Source organism: Pseudomonas sp. LBUM1651 (genome assembly GCF_059716135.1).
This window is the reverse complement of record NZ_CP166805.1, coordinates 1,693,763-1,717,647: the sequence shown is the minus strand read 5'-3', so window position 1 is coordinate 1,717,647 and position 23,885 is coordinate 1,693,763. Positions and strand designations below refer to the sequence as shown.

At 58.6% G+C, this 23,885-nt stretch carries 22 protein-coding genes; all 22 read right to left on the bottom strand.

Translation table 11 applies throughout. From position 1 onward, the window contains the following. Positions 1 to 4 precede the first annotated feature (4 nt). Positions 5 to 1,363: a flagellar protein export ATPase FliI gene (gene fliI / locus ACA066_RS07905; RefSeq protein WP_497698772.1), complete on the bottom strand. Its 1,359-nt coding sequence runs from the start codon at positions 1,361 to 1,363 to the stop codon at positions 5 to 7. After that, on the bottom strand, positions 1,353 to 2,153 hold the full coding sequence (gene fliH / locus ACA066_RS07900) for a flagellar assembly protein FliH (RefSeq protein WP_497698771.1): 801 nt from the start codon (positions 2,151 to 2,153) through the stop codon (positions 1,353 to 1,355). The genes fliI and fliH overlap by 11 nt, the downstream gene beginning before the upstream one ends. Before the next feature lie 7 nt (positions 2,154 to 2,160). Then, on the bottom strand, positions 2,161 to 3,180 hold the full coding sequence (fliG, locus tag ACA066_RS07895; RefSeq protein ID WP_008006649.1) for a flagellar motor switch protein FliG: 1,020 nt from the start codon (positions 3,178 to 3,180) through the stop codon (positions 2,161 to 2,163). Continuing rightward, a complete protein-coding gene (gene fliF / locus ACA066_RS07890) occupies positions 3,173 to 4,957 on the bottom strand; it encodes a flagellar basal-body MS-ring/collar protein FliF (protein WP_497698770.1) in 1,785 nt (594 codons plus the stop codon). The genes fliG and fliF overlap by 8 nt, the downstream gene beginning before the upstream one ends. Before the next feature lie 15 nt (positions 4,958 to 4,972). Beyond that, the gene (gene fliE, locus ACA066_RS07885) at positions 4,973 to 5,302 is read right to left on the bottom strand and encodes a flagellar hook-basal body complex protein FliE (RefSeq protein WP_497698769.1); all 330 of its coding nucleotides are present in this window, start codon (positions 5,300 to 5,302) and stop codon (positions 4,973 to 4,975) included. 232 nt (positions 5,303 to 5,534) lie between these two features. Further along, the gene (locus ACA066_RS07880; RefSeq protein ID WP_497698768.1) at positions 5,535 to 6,920 is read right to left on the bottom strand and encodes a sigma-54-dependent transcriptional regulator; all 1,386 of its coding nucleotides are present in this window, start codon (positions 6,918 to 6,920) and stop codon (positions 5,535 to 5,537) included. A gap of 5 nt (positions 6,921 to 6,925) precedes the next feature. Then, positions 6,926 to 8,131, bottom strand: a complete 1,206-nt coding sequence (locus ACA066_RS07875; RefSeq protein ID WP_497699827.1) for a sensor histidine kinase — start codon at positions 8,129 to 8,131, stop codon at positions 6,926 to 6,928. A 122-nt stretch (positions 8,132 to 8,253) separates the two neighbouring features. Continuing rightward, positions 8,254 to 11,751, bottom strand: a complete 3,498-nt coding sequence (locus ACA066_RS07870; RefSeq protein ID WP_497699826.1) for a glycosyltransferase — start codon at positions 11,749 to 11,751, stop codon at positions 8,254 to 8,256. A 284-nt stretch (positions 11,752 to 12,035) separates the two neighbouring features. After that, complete coding sequence (locus tag ACA066_RS07865; protein ID WP_497698767.1) at positions 12,036 to 12,317, bottom strand: hypothetical protein; 282 nt, start codon at positions 12,315 to 12,317, stop codon at positions 12,036 to 12,038. Between the two features lie 116 nt (positions 12,318 to 12,433). Next, entirely contained in the window at positions 12,434 to 13,909 is a 1,476-nt protein-coding gene (locus tag ACA066_RS07860) for a sigma-54 dependent transcriptional regulator (protein ID WP_497698766.1), read from the bottom strand. Positions 13,910 to 14,077: 168 nt separating this feature from the next. Next, complete coding sequence (fliT, locus tag ACA066_RS07855; protein ID WP_497698765.1) at positions 14,078 to 14,374, bottom strand: flagellar protein FliT; 297 nt, start codon at positions 14,372 to 14,374, stop codon at positions 14,078 to 14,080. A gap of 10 nt (positions 14,375 to 14,384) precedes the next feature. Next, positions 14,385 to 14,780 carry a flagellar export chaperone FliS gene (gene fliS / locus ACA066_RS07850; protein ID WP_497698764.1) on the bottom strand — a complete coding sequence of 132 codons (396 nt, stop codon included), beginning with the start codon at positions 14,778 to 14,780 and terminating at the stop codon, positions 14,385 to 14,387. 133 nt (positions 14,781 to 14,913) lie between these two features. After that, positions 14,914 to 16,356 carry a flagellar filament capping protein FliD gene (gene fliD / locus ACA066_RS07845; protein WP_497698763.1) on the bottom strand — a complete coding sequence of 481 codons (1,443 nt, stop codon included), beginning with the start codon at positions 16,354 to 16,356 and terminating at the stop codon, positions 14,914 to 14,916. An 83-nt stretch (positions 16,357 to 16,439) separates the two neighbouring features. Further along, on the bottom strand, positions 16,440 to 16,790 hold the full coding sequence (locus ACA066_RS07840; RefSeq protein WP_497698762.1) for a flagellar protein FlaG: 351 nt from the start codon (positions 16,788 to 16,790) through the stop codon (positions 16,440 to 16,442). Between the two features lie 79 nt (positions 16,791 to 16,869). Then, positions 16,870 to 17,721, bottom strand: a complete 852-nt coding sequence (locus ACA066_RS07835) for a flagellin domain-containing protein (protein ID WP_497698761.1) — start codon at positions 17,719 to 17,721, stop codon at positions 16,870 to 16,872. Between the two features lie 249 nt (positions 17,722 to 17,970). Next, positions 17,971 to 18,243: a hypothetical protein gene (locus ACA066_RS07830; protein WP_497698760.1), complete on the bottom strand. Its 273-nt coding sequence runs from the start codon at positions 18,241 to 18,243 to the stop codon at positions 17,971 to 17,973. Beyond that, entirely contained in the window at positions 18,240 to 19,532 is a 1,293-nt protein-coding gene (locus ACA066_RS07825; protein WP_497698759.1) for a motility associated factor glycosyltransferase family protein, read from the bottom strand. Before ACA066_RS07825 ends, ACA066_RS07830 begins: the two co-directional genes overlap by 4 nt. Positions 19,533 to 19,609: 77 nt before the next feature. Beyond that, positions 19,610 to 20,536, bottom strand: coding sequence for a ketoacyl-ACP synthase III (locus ACA066_RS07820; RefSeq protein WP_497698758.1), 927 nt, complete (start codon positions 20,534 to 20,536; stop codon positions 19,610 to 19,612). A 358-nt stretch (positions 20,537 to 20,894) separates the two neighbouring features. Beyond that, the gene (locus tag ACA066_RS07815) at positions 20,895 to 21,563 is read right to left on the bottom strand and encodes an HAD family hydrolase (RefSeq protein ID WP_497698757.1); all 669 of its coding nucleotides are present in this window, start codon (positions 21,561 to 21,563) and stop codon (positions 20,895 to 20,897) included. After that, entirely contained in the window at positions 21,547 to 22,545 is a 999-nt protein-coding gene (locus ACA066_RS07810; protein ID WP_497698756.1) for an ATP-grasp domain-containing protein, read from the bottom strand. Before ACA066_RS07810 ends, ACA066_RS07815 begins: the two co-directional genes overlap by 17 nt. Continuing rightward, positions 22,542 to 23,132: a GNAT family N-acetyltransferase gene (locus ACA066_RS07805; protein WP_497698755.1), complete on the bottom strand. Its 591-nt coding sequence runs from the start codon at positions 23,130 to 23,132 to the stop codon at positions 22,542 to 22,544. Before ACA066_RS07805 ends, ACA066_RS07810 begins: the two co-directional genes overlap by 4 nt. Beyond that, positions 23,129 to 23,881, bottom strand: a complete 753-nt coding sequence (locus ACA066_RS07800) for a crotonobetainyl-CoA--carnitine CoA-transferase (protein ID WP_497698754.1) — start codon at positions 23,879 to 23,881, stop codon at positions 23,129 to 23,131. The genes ACA066_RS07805 and ACA066_RS07800 overlap by 4 nt, the downstream gene beginning before the upstream one ends. Between the last annotated feature and the right edge of the window lie 4 nt (positions 23,882 to 23,885).

The window sequence follows — 23,885 nt, the reverse complement described above, 5'->3', positions numbered from 1 at the left end:
TCGATTAGCCGCCAGCCGCAGGCGCGAAGATCGAGCCGAGATAGGCTTCGCTTTCGCCCAGGCTGATGCTGTCGTTAAGCCCTTGACGCAGGTATTTGACCAGCTGTGGCTGCAGGGAAATTGCCAGGTCGGTTTCCCGGTCACCACCGGCGACGTAGGCGCCCACGCTGATCAAGTCCCGACTCTGTTGATAGCGCGACCACAGCTGCTTGAAATACTGCGCGCGTGTCATGTGTTCCGGCGACACCACCGACGGCATGACCCGGCTGATGGAGGCTTCGATATCGATGGCCGGATAATGCCCCTCCTCGGCCAGACGCCGGGACAGGACGATATGCCCGTCGAGTACGCCCCGCGCCGCATCGGCGATCGGATCCTGCTGGTCATCACCTTCAGACAGCACGGTATAGAACGCCGTGATCGAACCGCCGCCCTTTTCGGCGTTACCGGCCCGCTCCACCAGTTTCGGCAACTTGGCGAACACCGATGGCGGATAACCCTTGGTCGCCGGCGGTTCGCCGATAGCCAAGGCGATTTCCCGCTGGGCCTGGGCGAAACGGGTCAGGGAGTCCATGAGCAACAGGACGTTCTTGCCCTTGTCGCGGAAATACTCGGCAATCCGTGTGCAGTACATCGCGGCGCGCAGACGCATCAGTGGCGCGTCATCCGCCGGGGACGCCACGACCACTGAACGCTTGAGGCCTTCTTCACCGAGGATGTGCTCGATGAATTCTTTAACTTCGCGACCCCGCTCACCGATCAGCCCGACGACGATAATGTCGGCCTCGGTGAAGCGGGTCATCATGCCCAGCAGCACACTCTTGCCGACGCCGGTACCGGCGAACAGCCCGAGCCGCTGCCCGCGACCGACCGTCAACAAACCATTAATGGAACGAATCCCCACGTCCAGCGGCTCGCTGATCGGGTGACGCTTGAGCGGGTTGATGGTCGGACCGTCCATCGGCACCCAGTCTTCAGCCTTCATCCCGCCCTTGCCGTCCAGCGCACGACCGGCGCCATCCAGCACCCGCCCGAGCATGCTCATGCCCATCGGCAAGCGGCCGGTGTCAGCCAAAGGCACCACACGGGCGCCGGGCGCGATGCCGGCGACGCTGCCGACCGGCATCAGGAAGACTTTGCTGCCGGAGAAACCCATGACTTCAGCTTCGACCTGCATCGGATGGTAACTGTCGTCGTTGATCACCATGCAGCGACTGCCCATGGCGGCGCGCAAACCTTCGGCCTCGAGGGTCAGGCCGACCATGCGCAGCAAGCGGCCTTCAAGGATCGGGGCGCCGGCCAGCTCCGTGGCCTCGGCATAACCGCCCAGGCGTTTGGCGAAGCTGGTGCGGTCAAGGCGCATCGGGTTCTTCCGGTTCAGGTTCGACGGCAGGCTTGGCGTCGATCGGCAGCTCCAGGCTCAGGTCCGGTGCAGCCGGGTGCAAGGCCTGTTCGTGCAACTGATCGAACAGCTTGTCCATGACCCTGGCGACCCGGGTTTCGACCGTGGCGTCGATGCGACTGTGCTCAGTCTCGACCCGGCAACCGCCAGGCAACAATGCTTCGTCCTCGACGATGCGCCAGGTTTCTTCATGGCGCTCGCGCAGGGCTTTGACCTGTTCGAAATCCTGCGGGTTGATGTACAGCCGCACATTGCCCACGCCCAGCGGCAACAGCTTGAGGGCGTCGCGCATGACGTGTTCGATCTGCGTCGAATCGATGGCCAGTTCGCGCTGAATCACCTGTTTGGTGATGTGCTGCACGAGGTCGACCAAGGACTTTTCGATCTGGGTGTCCTGCTCGGCGATAGGCTCGAACAGGTTGGCCATCAGTTGCTCAAGTGCCGCGACTTTCGGCGTAAGGACTGCCTCGGCTTCCTGACGAACCTTGAGCGTGGTGCTGTGAAACCCTTCTTTCTCGCCCGTCGCGAAGCCTTCGTTGTAGGCCTCCTGGCGAATGCTTTCGAGTTCTTCGAGGGTCAGTGGCTGGACTTCTTCCAGCGGCACTTCTTCCATTTCCGGCGGCTCGGGCTCAGGTTCTGGCTCGGGCTCCGGTACGTGCGGGTCGAAACTGGGCAGCGACCAGACATCGAAACCACCGACGTCCTTGGCACGGATCAGGTCGGTCTGGGACTCATCATGTTTGGACGACATAGTGACCTTAGATCATCTCTTCGCCGCCCTTCCCGCCGAGAACGATTTCTCCGGCTTCGGCCATACGGCGAGCAATGGTGAGGATTTCTTTCTGCGCAGTTTCCACGTCGCTGACACGCACCGGGCCCTTGGCCTCGAGGTCGTCGCGCAACAGTTCGGCCGCCCGTTTGGACATGTTCTTGAAGATCTTTTCCTTGACGCCTTCGTCCGAGCCCTTGAGCGCCAGCACCAGCACATCGGAGGACACTTCGCGCAGCAACGCCTGAATGCCGCGGTCGTCGACATCCGACAGGTTGTTGAACACGAACATGAGGTCTTCGATCTGACCGGACAGGTCTTCGTCGACTTCGCGGATCGAGTCCATCAACTGGCCTTCGATCGAGCTGTCGAGGAAGTTCATGATGTCGGCCGCACGCTTGATGCCACCCAGGGTGGTGCGCGAGGCATTCGAGTTGCCGGAGAACTGCTTCTCGAGAATCTGGTTGAGTTCTTTCAGGGCCGCTGGCTGCACGGTGTTCAGCGAGGAGACCCGCAGAATGATGTCCAGACGCACCTTGTGGTCGAAGTTGCCCAGCACTTCGCCGGCCTGGTCCGGGTCGAGATACGCCACGACGATCGCCTGGATCTGCGGGTGCTCGTAACGGATCACGTCGGCGACGGCGCGCGGCTCCATCCACTTCAGGCTGTCGAGGCCACTGGTGTTGCCGCCCAGCAGGATCCGGTCGATCAGGCCGTTGGCCTTGTCTTCGCCCAGGGCCTGGGTGAGCATTTTGCGCACGTAGTCGTCGGAGCCGACGCCCAGGCTGGTCTGGTCGCCGACGATGTCGACGAACTCGCTCATCACCTGCTCGACCTGCTCGCGGTGCACATTACCCATCTGCGCCATGGCCACACCCACACGCTGGACCTCTTTGGGCCCCATGTGGCGCAGCACTTGCGCGGCATCGGTAGACCCCAGGGACAGCAGCAGAATCGCGGCTTTGTCGACCCGGGACAGTTTGGCGGCAACGGCTCGGTTATCACTCATCTGCGTTAATCCACTCTTTCACGACCTGGGCCACACGACCCGGGTCTTCTGCCACCAGACTCTTGATTGCGTTCAACTGTGCGTCATAGCCTTCGCTCGGGCTCGGCAGCAGGATGCTGGTCGGGCCACCGAGGCTGACGCGGTCGTTGGCCAGTTCACCATCCAGGCCGCCCATGCCACCGAGTTCGACGTCGCTGCCGAGACCCAGTTGCTTGCCTTTGCCGCCATTGGTGATGTTGTTGAGCACCGGACGCAGCACACCGAACACCAGTATCAGGATGAACAACACACCCAGCACTTGTTTGACGATGTCCCAGAACCATGGTTGGGAGTAGAACGGAATATCGGCGATCACTTCACCGCGCTCGGCGGAGAACGGCATGTTGATCACGCTGACGCTGTCGCCACGGCTGGCGTCGAAGCCGACGGCGTCCTGTACCAGGCGAGTGAAGCGTGCGAGTTCATCGGCGCTCCACGGTGCACGGGTGGTTTCGCCGTTGGCTGCGTTGATCTTGACCTGATCGTCCACCACCACCGACACCGACAGGCGATTCAACCGCCCCTGCTGTTGCTTGGTGTGACTGATGGAACGGTCGAGTTCGAAGTTCTTGGTGGATTGTTGACGCTTGTCCGCCGGGTACGGCGCCAGCATCGGCTGGCCGGTGGCCGGGTCCATGATTTGCTGACCGTTGGCATCCAGCAGTGGCTGGCCTGGCTGCACCATGCCAGCCTGCGCGGTGGCGCCGCCGGTGGTTTGCGGCGCCGAAGCAGGCGACGGTGGCTGGTTGCTCAGCGCACCCGGAACACCTTGCGGGCCATTGCTGGCGGTACGTTGTTCGTTGACCGACTGCTCGCTGCGCAGCGCCGGCTGGTCCGGATTGAACTGCTCGGAGGTCGACTCGACGGCACTGAAGTCCACGTCGGCGGAGACTTCGGCTTTATAGCGATCGTTGCCCAGCACCGGTTGCAGGATGTTGTGCACGCGCTGGGTGAGCATGCTTTCCATGCGACGGCTGTAATCGAATTGCTTGCCCGCCATGGTCAGTTCGGAGTTCTCCGCCTGATCCGAAAGCAGATTGCCCTTCTGGTCGACGACGGTGATCTGGGACTTGCTGAGTTCAGGCACGCTGGTCGCGACCAGGTTGATGATCGCCAGCACCTGACCCGGCTCCAGTGAGCGGCCGGAATACAGCTCAACCAGAATCGAAGCGCTTGGCTTGCGCTCGTCGCGCACGAATACCGAACTCTTCGGAATCGCCAGGTGCACGCGGGCACCCTTGACGTTGTTCAGGCTGGAAATGGTCCGGGCCAGTTCGCCTTCGAGACCGCGACGATAACGGGTCGCTTCCATGAACTGGCTGGTGCCGAGGCCCTGGTCCTTGTCGAGGATCTCGAAACCGATGTTGCCGTCGCTGGGAGTGACACCAGCGCCCGCGAGCTTGAGTCGCGCACGGGACAGGTCATCGGCCTTGACCAGCAAGGCACCGGAGTTCGGTTCAACGGTGTAGGGAATGTCAGCGGAAGCCAGGGTATCCATGACTTGCTTGGCGTCCATACCGGCAAGGCTGCCGTACAGAGGCCGGTAGTCCGGCTGCTGGGACCACAACACCACGGCGAAGCCAATCGCCACGCTCGCAGCCAGGCCGACCAACAGGCCCACCTGACGCAACATGGTCATCTCGGAGAGGTTTTCCAGGAAGGACAAGCCGAACAGCGGCGGTTTGCCGTCTATCGGAGTGGCCTTGGCCGGAACATTATCGGCGACTGCTTCTGCCATGACTCAATCTCGTCCTTAAACCGGCATCTGCATGATGTCTTGGTAAGCCTGAACCAGCTTGTTACGCACTTGGGTCAACGCCTGGAAAGACACGCTGGCCTTCTGCGAAGAAATCATCACGTCGGTCAGGTCCACGCCGCTTTTGCCGATCTCGAAGGCATTGGCCAATTGACCGGCAGCCTGCTGGGTGTCGTTCACTTTATTGACGGCCTGACCGAGCATGTCGGAAAAACTGCTGCCACTCAGTTCAGGGACGGCGGCAGTCGATTTAGGCGCAGACATGGCCTCCATTTGCATGGAGCGCATATCCAGCATCAATCGATTAAATTCAATACCTTGGCTCATGGTCTACTCTCATTGGCGACCCGCAATTTTTTGACACTCACTCGGCGGGTAGTGAGGTGTTAGCAACAAGGGTGCCAGCTCCGTGGCCGCTCTGAACAAAAGCAAATCCTTTGGTTTCGCAAACTGTAGGAGCGAGCTTGCTCGCGATGGACTCAAGGCCGCCGCGTTTATCCTGCCGCCCCGCGATATCGTTCACGACCATCGCGAGCAAGCTCGCTCCTACAAAATAACATCAGGTGGCGAACAAATAAGCTTCCACATCCATTCCGGCATCGCGCATTTGCGCCAGCTTGTAGCGCAGCGTCCGCGGACTGATTCCCAGACGCTCGGCCGCTTCTTTGCGGCGTCCACGCTCGGAGCGCAGCGTGTCGATGATCATCTGGAATTCGCGACGACGCAGATCGTCCCCCAGCGCCCCCGCCGATTCGGCCTCGACCTCCATCGACCGCACCGGCACCGACGCCAATGTCGGCAACGGCGCACAGGCAACCGGTCCGGCGAGGCAAAAATCCTGAGGCTGGATCAAACCGCCCTGCTGCAGAATCAAGGCACGCTGAATCGCGTTGTCCAGCTCTCGCACGTTGCCCGGCCATGGGTAACCGATCAGGCACGCCTGCGCCTCGGGCGACAGTCTCGCCGCGGCATGCTTCATTTTATTGACGTGTTTGGCCAGCAGGCGCTCGGCCAGCGGCAGGATATCGGCGGTACGCTCGCGCAATGGACGCCAGGCCAGTGGAAATACCGACAGGCGATAGTAGAGGTCTTCACGAAAACGGCCCGCCGCCACTTCACCCGCCAGGTCACGGTTGGTGGTCGCGACCACGCGGATGTCCAGCGTGATGGGTTTGCGTGCCCCCACCCGCTCGACTTCGCGCTCCTGCAGCACGCGCAGCAACTTGGCCTGAAGACCGAGAGGCATTTCGGAAATTTCATCGAGCAGGATGGTGCCGCCGTCGGCTTGCTCGAACTTGCCAGCCTGTGCCGCGATGGCGCCGGTGAACGAGCCCTTTTCGTGACCGAACAACGTCGCTTCGAGCATGTTGTCGGGAATCGCCGCGCAGTTGATGGCAATGAATGGCTGACTGGCGCGATGCGAGTGCTGATGGATGTAGCGCGCCAGCACCTCTTTACCGGTCCCGGACTCGCCGGAGATCAATACCGTGGAATCGCTGCGCGCTACCCGCGCAGCCAATTCGAGCAATTGCGCACTGGCCGGCTCATACGCAACAGGCCCTTCGCTATCGGGAGCGCCGAGACTGCCCAGCGCATGACGCGCCACCAGATCCAGCAGCGCCTTGGGCTCGAACGGCTTGACCAGATAATCCACCGCGCCCTGACGCATTGCATCGACCGCGCGCTCCACGGCGCCATGAGCCGTCATCAGCAAGACGGGCAATTGCGGCTGACGAGCCCGCAGCAAGCCGAGCAGTTGATGACCGTCCATGCCCGGCATGTTGACGTCGCTGAGCACCAGATTGAACGTCTCGGCTCCGACAGCCTCTAGCGCCTCTTCCGCCGAACCGACAGCCTTGTAGTCGTGCCCCGCGAGCAACAGCGTATCCGCCAGTGCCTCGCGCAACGCGCGGTCATCCTCGACCAGTAAAACCTTGATTGCCATGTCCTTCACTCCGCTCCCTGAGCGCTACGCTTCTCATCAGAAAAAAGCGGCAGAATCACCTGCGCGCAAGTGCCGCGCCCCAGCCGCGAGCGCAGCTGCAATTCTCCCTGATGAGCACGCGCCACGGCCTTGACCACGGTCAGACCGAGGCCGGTTCCGGTGGTTTTGGTGGTAAAGAACGGCTCGCCGAGACGCGCCAGCACTTTCGCATCGATACCGCTGCCGCTGTCGCTGACCGACACCCGCAGGGTGTTGTCACGGCTGTAGAGATGAACTTTCAAACGGACGTCGCCGGCACTGGCCTGGATGGCGTTCTCGATCAGGTTCAGGATCGCGCCGACCAGGGTGTCGCGATTGCACAGCAATTCTCCCGCGTGGCTGTCGCATTGCCAGCGAATCGGCAGGTCCTGCACGTGGGTCAATGCGGCCGATTGCAAGGACTGCATGAGCATCTTCGGCGTGACGCGATCGGTCAGCGGCAGTTCGCCGCGAGCGAACACCAGCATGTCACGCACTTGATGTTCCAGCTCATGCAGACGCTCTTTCAGGCGGCCGGCGAAACGCTGCTGCGTGGCGACCGGCAACGCTTGCTCGGTCAAATGACTGGCATAGAGCAACGCAGCGGACAAGGGCGTGCGGATTTGATGAGCCAGCGACGCAACCATGCGACCGAGTGACGACAGGCGTTCGTGGCGAGCCAGTTGATCTTGCAGATGACGGGTTTCGGTCAGGTCGTTGAGCAGCACCAACTGGCCGGGCTCGGCATCCAGCGAGCGAGTGGCGATCGACAGGCGCCGACCGTCCTTGAGCGAGATTTCATGACCATCGTCTTCACGCGGCGCAAAGCAACGGGCAATGACATGGCGCCACAGCTCACCCTCGAGGGGCAGGCCAAGCAGTTCGCAGGCGGCAGGATTGGCCTCGCGCACAATGCCCTGGGCATCGATGACGATGACGCCGCCAGGCAATAGATCAAGCAAGTTTTGCAGCCGGTTGGCCAAGCGTTCTTTTTCCGCCAGTTCCTGCATGCGTTGAGCGCTGACCACCGCCAGCTCACCCTTGAGTTCGGTGACCCGGGCTTCGAGCATGCTGTAGGAGTCGGTCAACTGGCTCGACATCTGATTGAACAGCGAAAACGCCATCTCATGGCCAAGCCGGCTTGCCTGCTCTACGGACGACGGGTGCCCCGAAGCGTCAGGGACAGGAGACATCTGGGCGGCGTGGGGCATCGTGCTCTCTCGCGTGGCTGACCGTCAGTTAAACGGAACGTTGCGAGGGATGTAGCAATACCCGTGCCTAAAAAAAGGTTCTTCACGGAACGCTGACCTCTTATTCAATCCGCCAGCCAGGCGTTTCGCCACGCCAACAGGTGTTCGTCCCTGAGCATCCAGTTATCGAGTACCACGCTGCGCAGGGCATCTCCCGCCCCGGCGTTGGCGTCGGGTTCAGCGAGATGTTCGCGAATAGCGGCAATCCAGTCTTTCGGCTTGTTCCTGACCCTGGTCACCGGGAAGTCACCGCGATAACAGAGGATGTCCGAGCAGATCACCGGGAAGCCACAGGCGCCGTATTCCAATAGCCGTAAATTGCTTTTGCAGGCGTTGAAAATATTGTCTTTCAGAGGTGCCAAAGCCAGGTCCAGGTTTAAGCCGGCCAGGCGTGCCGGGTATTTCTCGATATTCACGCCCCTATGGAACTCGTGGACATAGGGACGCAGTGCCGGTGGGCACATGCCCATAAACACCCATTCCACTTCCCCTGCCAGTGCACGAACCACTTCGGCAATGACTTGCAAGTCTGCGCCGTGGCCCGAGCCGCCTGCCCAGCCGACCCGAGGCTTGCGGCCTTGTTGGCGATGGCTGTTCAGGCCGCTCCACCACTGGCTTGGCAGGCGGTTCTCTACCACGCGAATGTCGGCGTTAAAACCTTTCAGTGCATTGGCCAACGGCTGTGTCGACACCACCAGCCGGTCGCACAGACCCACGGCTTTCTTCAAACGCTTGGCGATGTCTTTGGGGGGCAGTTCGCGGCTTGAGCCGGGGGGCATGTCGAGAATGTAGTCATCCAGCTCGTAAACCTTGAAGGCCTTGGAGAATGCCTTGGTGTTCTGCATGAATTCCAGCTGAGGCGTCGTGTATTGCCGCTGGAAAATGATTGTGTCCGGCGCCAGGCGCTCCAATTCTACCGGTAGAAGCGCCCAGTCGCTCACCGCGCCCTCGAACAGCTGCGCGGCTTTCATGGCGGCGAAGGGCTGGCGCACCCGATAATGTCCGCAGCCGGAAGAGTCGCCGGGGTAGCACAGCGCGTAAGGCAACGCACGACTGGCGAGCGGTTGCCAGCTGGTCTCGCTGCGGCATTCGGAGGCGAAACCGCTGCGTTCCAGGGTCAGGTTGCGGTTGTAGGCCGGGTCGTTGGCGAGCAGCGGCAGCCAACGCTTGTACATCACCGATTGTTCGCGCTTGAAGCGTTCGCGCTTGGCTTCCAGCTTGGTCGTGTCGACCGTGTGCTGGCTCACGTTGGATTCGTGCATAAGCACCGCATAAGGCGTCCAGACAATCAGTCGTCCGGCCTGGCCGACTTTCAGGCACAGATCTACGTCGTTAAAGGAAACCTCCAGGCCGGCCTCGTCCAATCCGCCCACCTGACGGTACAGTTCGGTGGGGATCATCAGGCAGGCGGCGGTCACCGCGCTGTAGTTCTGGTCAACCTTCAAACGGTGAAGGTAGCCGTTGGACTGCATTGGGTCGCCGAAGAATGGGTGGTCTGCGACGCCGTGCAAGCCGAGTACCACGCCTCCATGCTGAATAGTCCCGTCGGGAAACAACAATTTGGCGCCGACTATCCCTACTTCCGGCCGCTGGGCGTGATGGAGCAGTGCTCCAAGCCAGTCCCCATCAATGACCGCGGTGTCATTGTTGAGCAGCACCAGGTAATCGCCACGGGCCTGGCTGACGGCAAAATTGTTGATCGCCGAATAGTTGAAAGGGTGAGGGTAACGCAGGATACGCACCTTGGCGTCGTTCAAGCTTTCCATACCCCCGAACCAATCCCGGGCTTCGGCGGTTTCACTGTTGTTGTCGATGATGATCAGTTCGTAATTCGTATAGCGGGTTTTCTCCATGATGCTTTCGATGCAGCGGAGCAGCATCGGCAGGCAGTCCTTGGTGGGAATAAGGATGGACACCAACGGCTGCCCGGCGTGTTGGTAAACCACGCGGTTGGCCACCGGCAAAGGTCCTGCGCGCAGTTCATGAGCCACGCCCAGGCGCTGCAAGTGCGCCTCGACTATCGCCGCGGAGTGCGCGATGACTTGGGGTTCGCCGAGCCACTGGCCGAAGTCGATTGCCTGGTGCACCAGCACATCAGCGAGGTGCCCGACAGTGCCCAGCCCATGAGTTTCAATCAGCCGATAGAGCAGGTCATGGGGTGCCAGTTCGGTGAAGGCGGGATCGAAGCCATGGACAGCCAGCGCGACCTCGCGACTGAAGGCCAAGGCTCGGCCGACATACGGATAACTGCGCAACAGATCCAGGTTCAGATCCGGCTTGAATACCGGGTCCTGGCAGCCGGTTGCGGTCAGCGAGTCTTCATCGCTGTAGCAAGCGCTGATGCCGGGGTTCAGGGCGATGCCTTCGGCGAGCAACAGCAGCGCGTGGGGATCGAGTTGGTCGCCACCCCGCAGCAGGTAGCACCAGTCGACCTCGATGCCTTGCAGCAGCTCATTGAGCTGGCTCGGCCAGGATTCAGCCAGCGGTAGCCAGACCAGATTGTCGGCTGGCGTAACCCCTACCGGTTCGGCATTGGACAGCACCACGATGGCCGCTGCCCCATAAAGCTGGCGGTCGATGCTTTCCAGGCTGGAACGCAACAACGCAATGTCACCGGTGGTATCGGTCAACACTAACAACACGTCCGGTTGCTGCGGCCAGCTCGCAAGTCGCGCCGGCAAACCTTCGAACTCGGCGGCAGCCAGTTGCCGGGTGTCCAGCCAGCGCCGATACAGGTCAATATTGCGCTGCTGTTGGCCGGCATTCGCTAGCATGCCGAAAAAGCGTTCCAAGGCGTGTGCCAGGGTGCCTTCAAGCTGGCCGCGTTCAGTTTCGAAATCTTTGCCCGTCAGGTGCATTCGTTCCAGGGGAGCCAACGCTTCGGTGCGCACAAAGAACATAGTGCCGGCAAAAAAATGCGTATCGTCGATGCCTCGTGGGTCAAAGCCGGCACGCTCGGACAGGGTGACCAGGTGTGTGCGGGTGCTTTCATCAAGGTTTTTGCTGACCGGCAGCCAGTACTTCTCGGTGCCAAGCAGTGGATGGCGCGCCGGGTCGGCAAGGTGTTCTACCGATTGGCGGAAGCGTACGGGGCTTAGCAGGTCATCGAAAAGGTCATGGGTCAAGGAGTTCGCCGCGCCCGGGCGCACCGAGCGCTGGGTATGCAGCTTGACCAGTGTGTGAATGTTATCGGCACGTAAAAACGGCAGCACTTGCAGGAATGGCAAAACATCCCGCCCGTGGTTGGGCACCCGGTACAGCGAATAACTCAGCCCGCAGACCGCCAGTTGGGCACGTACCGTATCGTCATGGCCGGCCACGCAGGTTACGTAGAGGTGCAGGCGTTCATGCAGGTTAATCAAACGGATCAAAATGTCTCGCAGCACATCGGGGTGATACGCATGGATGACCACACCGACTGGCGGCTCGCCGTCTTCGAGAGTTGGCTGCTGCACGACCAGCACTTCGCACTCCTCGACGAACGGGTCTGCGCTGCTGTGTGCGTTGATGGGCTGGGTTTCAGAAGCCAGGTAAGCACCTTGGGCTGAGGGGGTATTTGTCATGTTCACACCAATTTGAATAGGGGGGCGAAGGTAGAGCTCGCTGAGGCCGCCTTCACGGCCGAGGCGATCGCAGGTATCCGCTTTAGCGAGGGCGTCGGCCCCATCGACCAGCTCGATTTGCAGGGGCTGCGGGTCCAGCTCCCGCGCGATGTGCTCAACCTGGCAGCCGGTACCTGCCAGCGCCGTCTCGATGTAGGCGATTTTTTCAGCCAGCACGTTGCAACTCGCTACGGGTTGCGCGGTATTACCCCCCAATTGAAACCACTGGTAAGCAGCCAGTCGGATTAAGGGCGAAGCGCCTTCATGAAGCCCTGGATATAACCTTGCAACGCCTGTTTGTAGGGGACCAGCGCTGTATCGAAATCGACTTCGGCGTGGTGCAGCACATTGAACAACAGCACGTAAAAATGCCCCGGCACACAACCGTCAATGAAATGTTGTTCCTTACTATCCAAAGGGGCCGAGCAGGAAGCGTTCCAACTTCGAGCATCGACGCCAGTGGTGGGCTGGCGGGTGATTGCATCCGGATCGCCAGCCCTTGATCGCCGTTTTGCAGGAATCGTCATGCCTACCGTTACCGGAATAGCGAGTTCTTTTTCATGAAGATTAAGAGCGTCTTTCCCGGTAATCTGTGAAAAACCTAAAAAAACCGCCTATAAATGAAGGACTTGAAAAACAGGCGTCAATCATCCGCCTGTTCATCACCATCGCGACGACTCATGCCGTACTTGCGCATCTTCTCCACCAGGGTGGTGCGACGAATACGCAGCCGTTCTGCCGCGCGCGCCACGATGCCATTGGCATCATCCAGCGCCTGCTGAATCAGCCCTTGCTCCAGACCACCGAGGTAGTCCTTCAAGTCCAGGCCTTCCGGCGGCAGCATGGCGCCAGCAGTGAAATCCGGGGTATGACCATTGATGGCCACCCGTTCTTCAAGATCATTGCGCAGGCTGTCGACCAATTGCTCGTCTTCGTCATCGACATAACGGAATTTCTTCGGCAGCTCGACCACGCCGATCACCCCGTAGGGATGCATGATCGCCATGCGCTCCACCAGGTTGGCGAGTTCGCGGACGTTGCCCGGCCAGCCGTGACGGCACAGCGACATGATCGCCGCGGAATTGAAACGGATCGAACCACGCTTCTCGTGCTCCATGCGCGAGATAAGTTCGTTCATCAGCAACGGAATGTCTTCGACGCGCTCGCGCAGCGGCGCCATCTCGATCGGGAACACGTTAAGGCGGTAGTACAAGTCTTCGCGGAAGGTGCCGATCTCGATCATGCTTTCAAGATTCTTGTGCGTCGCCGCGATGATGCGTACATCGACGCTCTGAGTCTTGTTGCTGCCCACGCGTTCGAAGGTGCGTTCCTGCAACACGCGCAGCAACTTGACCTGCATCGGCAGCGGCATGTCGCCGATTTCATCGAGGAACAGCGTGCCGCCGTTGGCCAGTTCAAAACGCCCGGCACGGCTGGTGATTGCCCCGGTGAAGGCACCCTTCTCGTGACCGAACAGTTCGCTTTCCAGCAACTCGGCCGGGATCGCCCCGCAATTTACCGGCACGAACGGCGCGTCACGACGCTTGGAGTGATAGTGCAGGTTACGCGCGACCACTTCCTTGCCGGTGCCGGACTCACCGAGGATCAGCACGCTGGCGTCGGTGTCGGCGACTTGCTGCATCATCTGGCGGACGTGTTGAATCGCCCGGCTGGTGCCGACAAGACTGCGGAAAAGATTGGGTTCACGGTGACGACCGCGCTCGCGGGCCTGGTCATACATCTCGCGATAGACCTGGGCACGGTGCAGCGAATCGAGCAGTTTGCTGTAGCTGGGCGGCATTTCGAGGGTCGAAAGCACTCGACGACGCTGGTCTTCAGGCAGGTCAACGGAAGAATTATCGCCCATTAACAAAACCGGAAGGAACTCATCCCAGGTAGAGAGTGTCTTTAACAAGCCCGGAAGTGCGCCAGGAGCATTGACCGTCCCGATGAGGACACAGATCACTTCACGACTTGATGACAAAGAGCCGACAGCCTGCTGCCAGTCATGGCTACCGCAGGGTAAATTTTCTTCGCCAAGAAAATTTAAAATCACCGCCAAATCGCGGCGGCGGACGCTATCGTCATCAATCAGCAGAATTTTGGTTTCACGCCACATGCAATAGCAACTTCCCTAGTCAACTCAATGCCCGAAATGAGGGGCAAGCTAGACGCTTGCAGACATGTTATGCCTGTAGACGCCTGAAATCTGCAACCAGCCACTAGTTAAGTCAAAAAACCGTGCACAGTCAAATTTATGGCGCACTATGTTTGGATTAACAGAGGATTAACCAAACAGATGGTAAACCTTTGCCGCGTTCTGTGCTTGATGGATCTGCGACATCTCGTCGACTATCGCCTGCCTTTCTCCTGTTGCCGCCTCAAGTAGCTGCTTGTACACCCCCAGCAACTCCTCAAGATTATCGCGCAACGCGGCCTCGTCCAGAATCGCCTCACTCAAAACGTCTTCCATGCAGGAACGGCAATCCAGGTCCAATGCACCAATGGCTTCCCAATTGCGCTCGGCCAATGCCCCGACCAACGCTTCGCGGGTCTGCTCGATTCGCTGCAATACAAGACACATGGTGATCTCCTTAAAACTGCGGACCTGGCGCGGCGATGGCATCCCAACCTTCTTTGACGGTGCGAAGCAAACCAGCGACTTCGTCGAGAATAGTTGGGTCGGTCTTGATGTTGGCTTCAGCCAGACGCTTCATCATGTAGACATAGAGGTTATCCAGCCTCCCCACTTCGTCAGCCTTGTTCTCAAGATCCAGGCCCTCACGCAAGCCGCCAATGATACCGATGGCCTTGCTGATCAATACACCTTTACCCGGAATATCCTTGCGCTCCATGGCGCCTTTTGCCTGAGCAATACGATCCAGCCCACCCTCCATCAGCATCTGCACCAAACGGTGCGGACTGGCTTCGGAGACTTGGGCTTGCGCTCCAACTTTTTGATATTGCCGAAGGGCTGACATCGGATTCATGTTTCTACCTCATCACAACTCATGGGCTCGCTTAACCAATATATCGTCTGCGAGCCAAAAAACTTTAAATCAAAAGACAAAAACCCGCCGCGGTAAAATACAGCCGGTTTTTTTTCTGTCACGTCATAGCTGCTTAGCTGCGTTGTTGCGCATCCAGGCTATTGAAGAACGAGGAGATGTTAGTCGCCGTCGCCTTCATTTTCCCAACCAACAGGTCCATGGCGTTGTACTTGGCGGTCAACGTCGCCGTCAGCGTGGTGACACGCAGATCCAGCGCCACCTGCTGGGTACTCAGGTCGCTTTTCTGCTTGTTCAGGCTGGTGGAGCGCTGATCCAGGATGCCGCCGGTCTGCGAATAAGGGCTGATCGCCGCACTCATTCGGGCCAGCAGACCATTCTTGCTGTCGGTACCGGTAAACAGTGTTTGAATCTGACTGCCCAACGACTTGGTGGTCATCGCCGCATTGAACTTTGTGGCGTCAAAATTCAGCGTACCGGCTTTCTGGTCAGTCGTGATACCCAGTTGCGCCAGTACCGAGAGCTGCCCACCCGGACCTGGAGTGACCAGCTCCTTGCGGATATCAGCCAGCAGCGAACGAGGCATGGAGTCACCGGTCATTGGAGCAGAGACCGTCAGGTCGCCATTGCTATCGGCGGTGGCCTGGGTCAGCGAGGTGACCGTCTTCACCAATGTGTTATAGGCGTCGACGAAGGACTGCAACGAAGTCTGCAACCCGGTGGTGTTGGTCGCCACGGTCACTGTCGAGCTGCCCGGCGCCACCAGCGTCATGCTCAGGCCGCTCACAGCACCATTGACCGTGTTGGTTTTGCTGGTCACTGCCAGACCATCAATCGTCAGGCTCGCATCAGCAGCCAGCGCGCCAATCGTACCAGCACTGTTTGGATCAGGAATGGTTTGGCTCGCGTCATTCGGATCAGGGATGGTGCCCATCACTTGACTGCCGTTGATTACCAGACCGGGAATACCGCCGACCTTCAGGTCCGTGCCCTTGCCCGTCGTCGTCGACCCGATCACCAAGCGTGAGCCGGAGCTGTCAGTGACGATGTTGGCCGAGATGCCTTGAGCACTCAGGGTGGAGTTGATCGCGTCACGAGTGGACTGCAACGTTGCACTCGTCGGAATATTAACGTTGTAGTCAGTGCCATTTTGACTGATTTTCAAAATACCACTCGGAATGGCACTGGTAGCACCGCCCGCAAAAGAAGCACTAGCCACTTTCGAACCGGTAGCCAGGTTGTTGACCTTGATGTTGTACGTGCCGTTGACGGCTGTGTTGTCAGAGGTCGCCGTCAAGGTTGCCGCAGTTGACGAAGTCGCCGCAAAACCGGCAAACGCAGGGGCGGTGCCGCTATTGAGCTTGGTCATCGCTGCCTGATAGGCGGCCAGGGCACTTTTGAGCGAGCCCACACCCGATATCTTCGACGTATTGAGCTTGGTCTGGGTGGTGATCTGGTTCTGCTTGGCCGACTTGTCGCTGTTGACCAGCGCTGTCACGATCGAACCGATATCCAGACCGGAACCAAGACCTGTACCCGGTGTAATTGGACTTGCCATGTGCATCTCCCTTTCTGTCTGTCGCCGGTCTTTTGACCGAATGCGCCGTCAACTCAACGTACAAACACGATTCATGCCATTTCTCAGGCTTTCGCGTCGAACAGCACGTTGCTGGCCGTATTCAAACTTTCCGCCAGTTTCAGGACTTCTTCGGAAGGGATCTGCCGCACCAACAAACCCGATTCACTGGCAATCACTTTCACAACCACTTTGCCGGAAGCCTCGTCGATAGAGAATTCCAGATTGCGCTTGACCGACTGTACGAATTTTTCGATCTCTTGCACGGCCTGCTTCAACTTGCTCGGGTCTGAGCTTTTGCTTTCAGCCACAGGTTGAACGGTATCGTTGTCGCTGCGAGACACAGTAGCCGGTTTATCGGCAGCCGTGGCAGGGGCGGCCGGGTAAGACAAATTCAGCTTAACGCTCATGTCCATATCCATATCCATCACCTTCTAAAGCAAAAAAGCGAGAGAGCACGACCAGCGCGCCCCCCCGCCAAAACTCATTCCGAAATTACTGAAGCAGTTTCAGTACAGCGGAAGGCAGCTGGTTGGCTTGAGCCAGAACAGCGGTGGAAGCCTGTTGCAGGGTTTGTTGCTTGGTCAGCTCGGAAGTTTCTGCTGCGAAGTCGGTGTCTTGTACGCGACCCATTGCAGCGGTGGCGTTCTCGTTGACGTTCTGCAGGTTGGAGATGGTGCTGGTCAGACGGTTTTGCGCAGCACCGAGGTTTGCACGGTTGGCAGTTACCGTAGCGATAGCGGCGTCGATTGCGGTGATTGCACCGTCGATGTTCGTAGCTGCGGTAGCACTGGTAGCACCAGTCAAAACAACAGTACCGCTACCTACGGACAGGTTGACGGCGTCGAACTTGCTGCTCAGGGTCAGGGTGATCTGGTTGGAAGCACCAGTATTGGCACCTACTTGCAGAGTCATCGAGCCGGCGGTACCGTCCAGCAGGAATTTACCGTTCAGGTTGGTGCTGCTCGCGATACGAGTCAGTTCGTCCGACATCTGGGTGAATTCAGCGTTGGTCGCGGTACGGTCAGCAGTGCCGTTGGTGCCGTTACGTGCTTGTACAGCCAGTTCACGCATACGTTGCAGAATGTTGGTGGTTTCTTGCAGAGCGCCTTCAGCGGTCTGAGCCATCGAGATACCGTCGTTGGCGTTTTTGATCGCTACGGTCTGGCCGCGGATCTGGCTGCTCATGCGGGTAGCGATCTGCAGGCCGGCAGCGTCGTCTTTTGCGCTGTTGATTTTCAGGCCGGAAGACAGGCGAGTCATGGAAGTAGACAGAGCGTCCGATGCACGGCCCAGGTTCTTCTGGACGTTCAGGGAAGTAACGTTAGTGTTTACGCCTAAAGACATGATGAGTTCCTCGTTGGTTGGGTGCTGCGGCTTCCGGCCCTGGCAACCGCCGGGTATGGCCTAGAGAACCTTCGTAGTAGTTATCGTCGCGATTGCAGGTTGCTTGAGGGCTTTTTTGAAAAAATTTGCCATCACACTGCCACCCCCCCGAAAACAAAGGCTTTCACGAGACCCACGAGAGAAAAATGACGCCAGAGAGTTGCCGGCAACAGGGACACGAGAGGATCGCGCTGGCCGGCAAAATATCGCTCAGAGGTGAGCCTGGGCCGCTTCCAGCAAATCGATCAATTCATACTCCATCGAATCAGCCAGCCCCAGCCAGTCCTGTGCCTCTTGAGCCGCGAACATTGACATGAGCAATTGCGCCCACTGCTGCTGGATCGCTGGAGGTGTTTGACTGAACAGGTCTTGCGACTTTTCAAAGAGGTCGACCATCGTCAGCGCCGCCTCGACATCACGCCCGAGACGAAACAGCCCGGCGCACTGACGGCAATCACTGATGCATTGTGCAAATCCACTCACTGCACGAACTCCTGATTGAACGTCGTACCGACAATCATCGCGCCTGCCCGACTGCTGTTAAAAAAGCGCACCTGCGGATGCCCGGCTATGTAGCGCTCCAACTCACACAGGTAACTGCGAAAATTCAACTGCGTGCGCACGCGCTGCCCATGCCCGTCGAGCACCCAGTGCTTGGCCTGGCTCACCCCTGGCCCCAGCTCGCCATCATTCCAGCCGGCATGGGTTTTGTTCATGGGGAATGCGAAGTCGGCACCGAACAGCGTAATGCGGTCCGCGCCCATCTTCACGGCCAGATCCACGGCTGGATGGATCACACTGCCGCCGACATACAGTTCAGCCTTGCTGATCTGCTGGCGGATAGCGGCATAGACCGGACTGGCGGAATAGCCGACGTAACGGGCCCCTTGCCACGCGGTCAAGACCTGAGGGTCGCTCAGCGGCAGATAGACCAGAGGGATGTCGGCCGTGTCTTCGGGCGGCAAATGCCTGAAGCTGATGCGTTGGTCGATACTGACCACCAGGTCCGGACTGATGCCGTGCTCGCGCAGGGGTCGATAGGCGGTATCGACGCTGATGAACAAGGGCCGCTGTGCCTGCGCGCGCACCACTCGAAGCTGCTCGAAATGCTGCTCCAGGCTCGGCCCCGTGGCAATCACGTACACTTCCCGACCCTGGCACGTCGCAAACAACTCGGCGACATCGGCATCCTGGCTGACGAGTTCGACACTCTCTTCCAGCCGCTGAACAATCTCCAGGGACTGCGGGTCGAACTCGCGATTATTGAAGGCAAGGTGCACTTCGCTGATCAGCCGATCGCGAATCTTGGCATTGAAATCATCGGCCAGCAGCATCTCGGAGGGCAACGCAAAAAACGGCAGGTGGATGTCCAGTGAATCACCGGCATACCTCAACTCGACCCGCGGATCACTGAGCCACTGCCGCTGATCGAGCAACTGCAGCGTCAACAGGAAAATCGCACCATTGAGGATATGCACGTACAAACGCTGAAGATCGGTGCTTTCAAGCAGCACGGCCGGCAAGTCACCCAGCCCCGTGCCGTAGACATGCACCACAGGGCTGGCCGGGGGAAGGCTGGCGGCCTGCAGTCGTGCTTCACGCGTACGGTCATGGCGACTGGTGAGCTGAATACCGGCAATGCTCAGGGTCGAGCCCAAACCTTCTACCAGCTCAGGCTGATCTTCCATGCTTTCTTCGGTGATCAACCGTGCAAACAGCACCGGCCAGCGTCGCTCTATCACCGGAGCATTGTGGTCAAAGCTGTCGCTCATATCGCCTCGCTCGCCATAAAAAAAATAGCGTTCAAGGTTACACCCTGAACGCTATTTTTTATGCCAAAAAAGTCAGCTCAAGGACGATAAATGATCGCCGATCCCCAGGACAATCCCACGCCAAAACCGCTCAATGCAACGCGCTTCCAGCTCGAGTCCAGGACGTGTTTTTCCAGCAGCAACGGAATACTCGACGACACGGTATTGCCGGTCTCGACCATGTCCTTGATGAACTTCTCGGGCTCGCCCTCGAAACGTCGAGCCACGGCATCGACGATCGCTGCGCTGCCCTGATGGATGCAAAAGGCATCGATATCGTCAGCCGTCAGTTGCGAGTCGGCCAGCAGTTCATGCAAATGCGCCGGAACCTTGAGCAGCGCGAAGTTGAAGACCTGACGGCCGTTCATGAAGAACACGCCATCGGTCACCTTCAGGTGCGGCGCGCCGGAACCGTCGGTGCCGAACTTGGCCTTGCCCAACTGCCATGGTGCGTCTTCGCCCATCCAGGTGGCGGTGGCAGCGTCGCCGAAGAGCATGGTGGTGTTGCGATCTTCCGGGTCGACGATCTTCGAGTACGGATCAGCCGTCACCAGCAGGCCATTCTTCAGGCCCGCGGCTTCCATGAAACCTTTGATCGCATAGATGCCGTAGACGTAGCCAGAACAGCCCAGGGAGATATCGAATGCGGCAACGGTGGTCGGCAGGCCCAGTTTGTCCTGAACGATCGCTGCGGTATGGGGCAGGCCTTCTTCGTCGCCGTTCTGCGTGACGACGATCAGCACGTCGATAGATTCACGTTTCAGATTGGGATTATTGGCGAACAGAGCGTTGACTGCTTCGACACACAGGTCCGAAGTTTCCTGCCCGGCGTCTTTGCGCGGCAGGAAAGCAGAACCGATCTTGCCCAGGATGAATTCCTCATCCTTTTCGAATTTTGCACCTTGCGCGTAATTGTCCACGCCGGCTACAGGAACGTAGCTCGCAATGCTTTTTATGCCAATCATTACGACTTCCCAATAATAAACAGCCCAAAACCACCGCTCGCAAGGAATCGAGGGGCGCCGACAAACGGAGAAAAACGTCACCTCGAAGAGGCGACAGCAAGAAGAATAAAAGGCTATCACTGGCTAAAAACAGAGACCAGGCGCCACCTTCCCGATTTATACAATACAGTGAAGATGCGCGTTCTGACTCGCAGGTCACTCTTTTTGCCGAATCAGGTCGACGAGGAGTCATTCGACCAATGACCAATCCAGCAGTGTTCCACGCTTGATGACCTGGCGGGGTGCACCGGCCTAGACGGGTCCGCGTGCTTGGGACCATTGTCCAGGCCAGTACAGATCGCCCGCAGACTGGCCACACCTAGAAGCGTGCGGCAAGTATCTGAGGTAGCGCTTCAAGATCAGGGATGGATATTTGCGCATTGTGGCCGGGCAGAGCCACGACGTCGCGATGCCCGCCTGTATGCACCCGGACAGTCAATGCACCCAGAGGGTTGAGGTTAACGAAATCCTTGGACGGGTTGTCGCCAACGTAAACCATGTCGGCCCAGCTACAGCCTTCCGCTTGACGAATAAGCTCGAAGCAGTGAATGGAGGGCTTCGCATGGTGGATGCCAAAACGATGCGTGATAAGGACTCGTCGAAACACTGGAAACAGACCCAGTGCATCGACTTTGTTCTTCTGCACGATCTTGTGCCCGTCGGTGACGAGATAGAGAGGCACTCGCCCGCGGAATCGATCGAGCAGGACTCTGGCAGCAGGAAACAATTCGAGACTCGGGCGATGATGCCGATAAATTTTCACGCACTCGGCCACTCGCGCCTTCGACCACTGCCCGTGCCATTCAAGCCATCGGTCAAAAACCCGCCCTCGCCCCTCGCGCTCAAGCACGTCAAGCATGAAAGCCAGCGAACTCTCAGCGTCCCATCTGAAGGCGTTCTGGCCGTGACGGGCAACTGCGCCGAGCCCGCTTGTGACGAAGCTGGTCTCGTCATAGAGCGTATCGTCAAGGTCAAAGATCAGGATCATGCAGCACCAGATCAACGGGTAGACGAATCTGTCTCACCTCACCTGCAATACGGTTGAAAACAGGTGGCGGACCATACCCGAAAGCCTCAATAAGGCTCCAGTAAAGCACGTCAAGTCCTGCAGCAATGGCTGTTGTGGAGGCACCGCCAAAACGGGGATTGCATTCAATGATGTGCATGGCGTCGTTAATGACTATCGCTTGCATCACCACTGGACCACGCAGGCCTAACGTCTCCAGTGCGCGAACAGCTTCACGCTCAAGCGCTTCACTGCGGAAAGTGGTAGTAATCTGCGACTCGCCAGCGATCACACGGTCGCGCCTGCGCAGCAGTACTCCCACAACCACGCCATTGCGATCAATCCAGCCGTCGATGCTGATCTCCGGCCCCGGCACGAATGGCTGGTAGATCGGTGCCACCAGCATCTTCGCGTGATTGCGAGCGGCATCGAGTGACAAATCAAGCCCAATAGCCCGAGCACCGGAACCATAACGCTCTTTCACCACATAAGGCCCGACACCGATGGCTTCAGGTGTCGTATCGGCATTAATGACCGAGAGCCCGATCTCGCTGCAGAAGTGAGCAAAAGCGAGCTTATCGAGGCAGCGTTCGACGGCCTCGGGGCTAGAGACTACTACTGAGATTCCCGCTTCAGATAGCGTTGCGCTGTGGCGCGCCCAAAAAAGCAACTCTCCATCGCGAGTTGGAAAAACCACCGCGATCCCGCGTTCGTGACATCCTTTGATCAGCGCAGGCAGCTCAGCGTCCGTGATGTACGGCATTTGCCAGAACCCGTCAGCAACATAGCGAGCTGGCGCCTCAGGATCGAGATCGCCAGCAATCACGCGAGCGTCGGGATGTATCCGCCTGGCTGCTTGCTGCATGGCGCGCACCAAAGGTGCCTTACGCGAGGCGGAGGTGACGAGCACATTGTGAGCCCCCCTTCCCTGACTGCCTTTTAGGTGAATCTGACCGTCGTTCAATGACCATTTTTCCATTCTGTGGCAAGCAAACCGTGGGCAAACGAGTCCGTGGGCTTACCGTCAATCAGCACGTGCTCACGCAAGCGTCCCTCACAGCGAAAACCCGAAGCCTCAAGAGTCTCGATGTGGCGGGTGCGGTGCGCGAACGTTTCGGTGCAGAGGCGCCGCAGCCCGAGATCTTCAAAGGCCAATTGTTTCATCAAGCCCAGGAAACGAGAAAAAATGGCGATGAGCTCGTCTGATTTTTTTTCCAGATCAGGGGTGAGCAAAAACGAAACCTCAGCCCTGCGGTTTGGCCAGGAAATGTGCACCAATCCGCCATAGCCGATCAAAACACCGGCGCTTTCCAACGCGAGCAAAATCTGCGAAGGCTCTGAGCTCGCGATCTGTGACCAGACATGCTCAGCGAAATAACGCTCCTGCTCTTCAGGTGATATCGGAGCAGTTTGACGCAGCACGTCCATCTGGGCATTTCGCCATTGCCGTATCGCTTCGATGTCGGCCGGCTGCACAGCTCGTACATCAAGCACCCCGTCCGACAGGTGCAGGTTCGGCATCACCAGGTATCGAACGGCTTCTGTACTCATTCGACCACCAAATAAGAGGTGAGCGGGTTAGATGGATCGCGCCTTATTGCGTAACGAGACAACCCTAGAACTTCACGCACTGCGATGGTTTCACCCGGAAACTCCGGTGTATTGAGTTCGTCGAAAGCCAGAATGCTGCCCTTTGTCAGATACGGCAAGATCGCCTCGAGACAGTCGTGAGTCGGCTTGTATATATCGAAGTCAAAATAGGCCAGCGCCACGATGGTTTCGGGATGTGCTTCCAGATACCCAGGCAGAGTCATCGTGGCATCCCCCTTGACCAATTCGTGCTTTTTTTTGTGGGGAATTGGCGCGTTTTGCGCGTGGAAATCCAGGATCTCTTCGAGCTCCTCCTGCCAGTTCTCTACAACCCCATAGTCACCCGCCTGTACGCCTCCCCCATCTTGAGGCGCAACCGAAGGAAAACCATCAAAGGTATCGAAACCGATGATCTTGCGGTTGTAATTGAAGGGTTCGTGTATACCCCTTAACGTTGAGAACAATGCCATGTTCTGCCCCCAACGCACGCCAAACTCCATGATCACGCCGTGAACGGGCACGATCATCTCGTAGATTTTCTGCATAAAGTTGATCCGCGACAGCGTCTGTCGCGTGAGATACAGGCCGATATTGTCCAATAGCTCACGGTCGGGTATCCGGGAGGCGCGAAGCCGCTCGACAAGCATCTGTTTGCGGTCAGTCTCGGTCTGTGTCGAGCCGACGAGTGTACGTATGGTTTTGTCTGTCATGTAT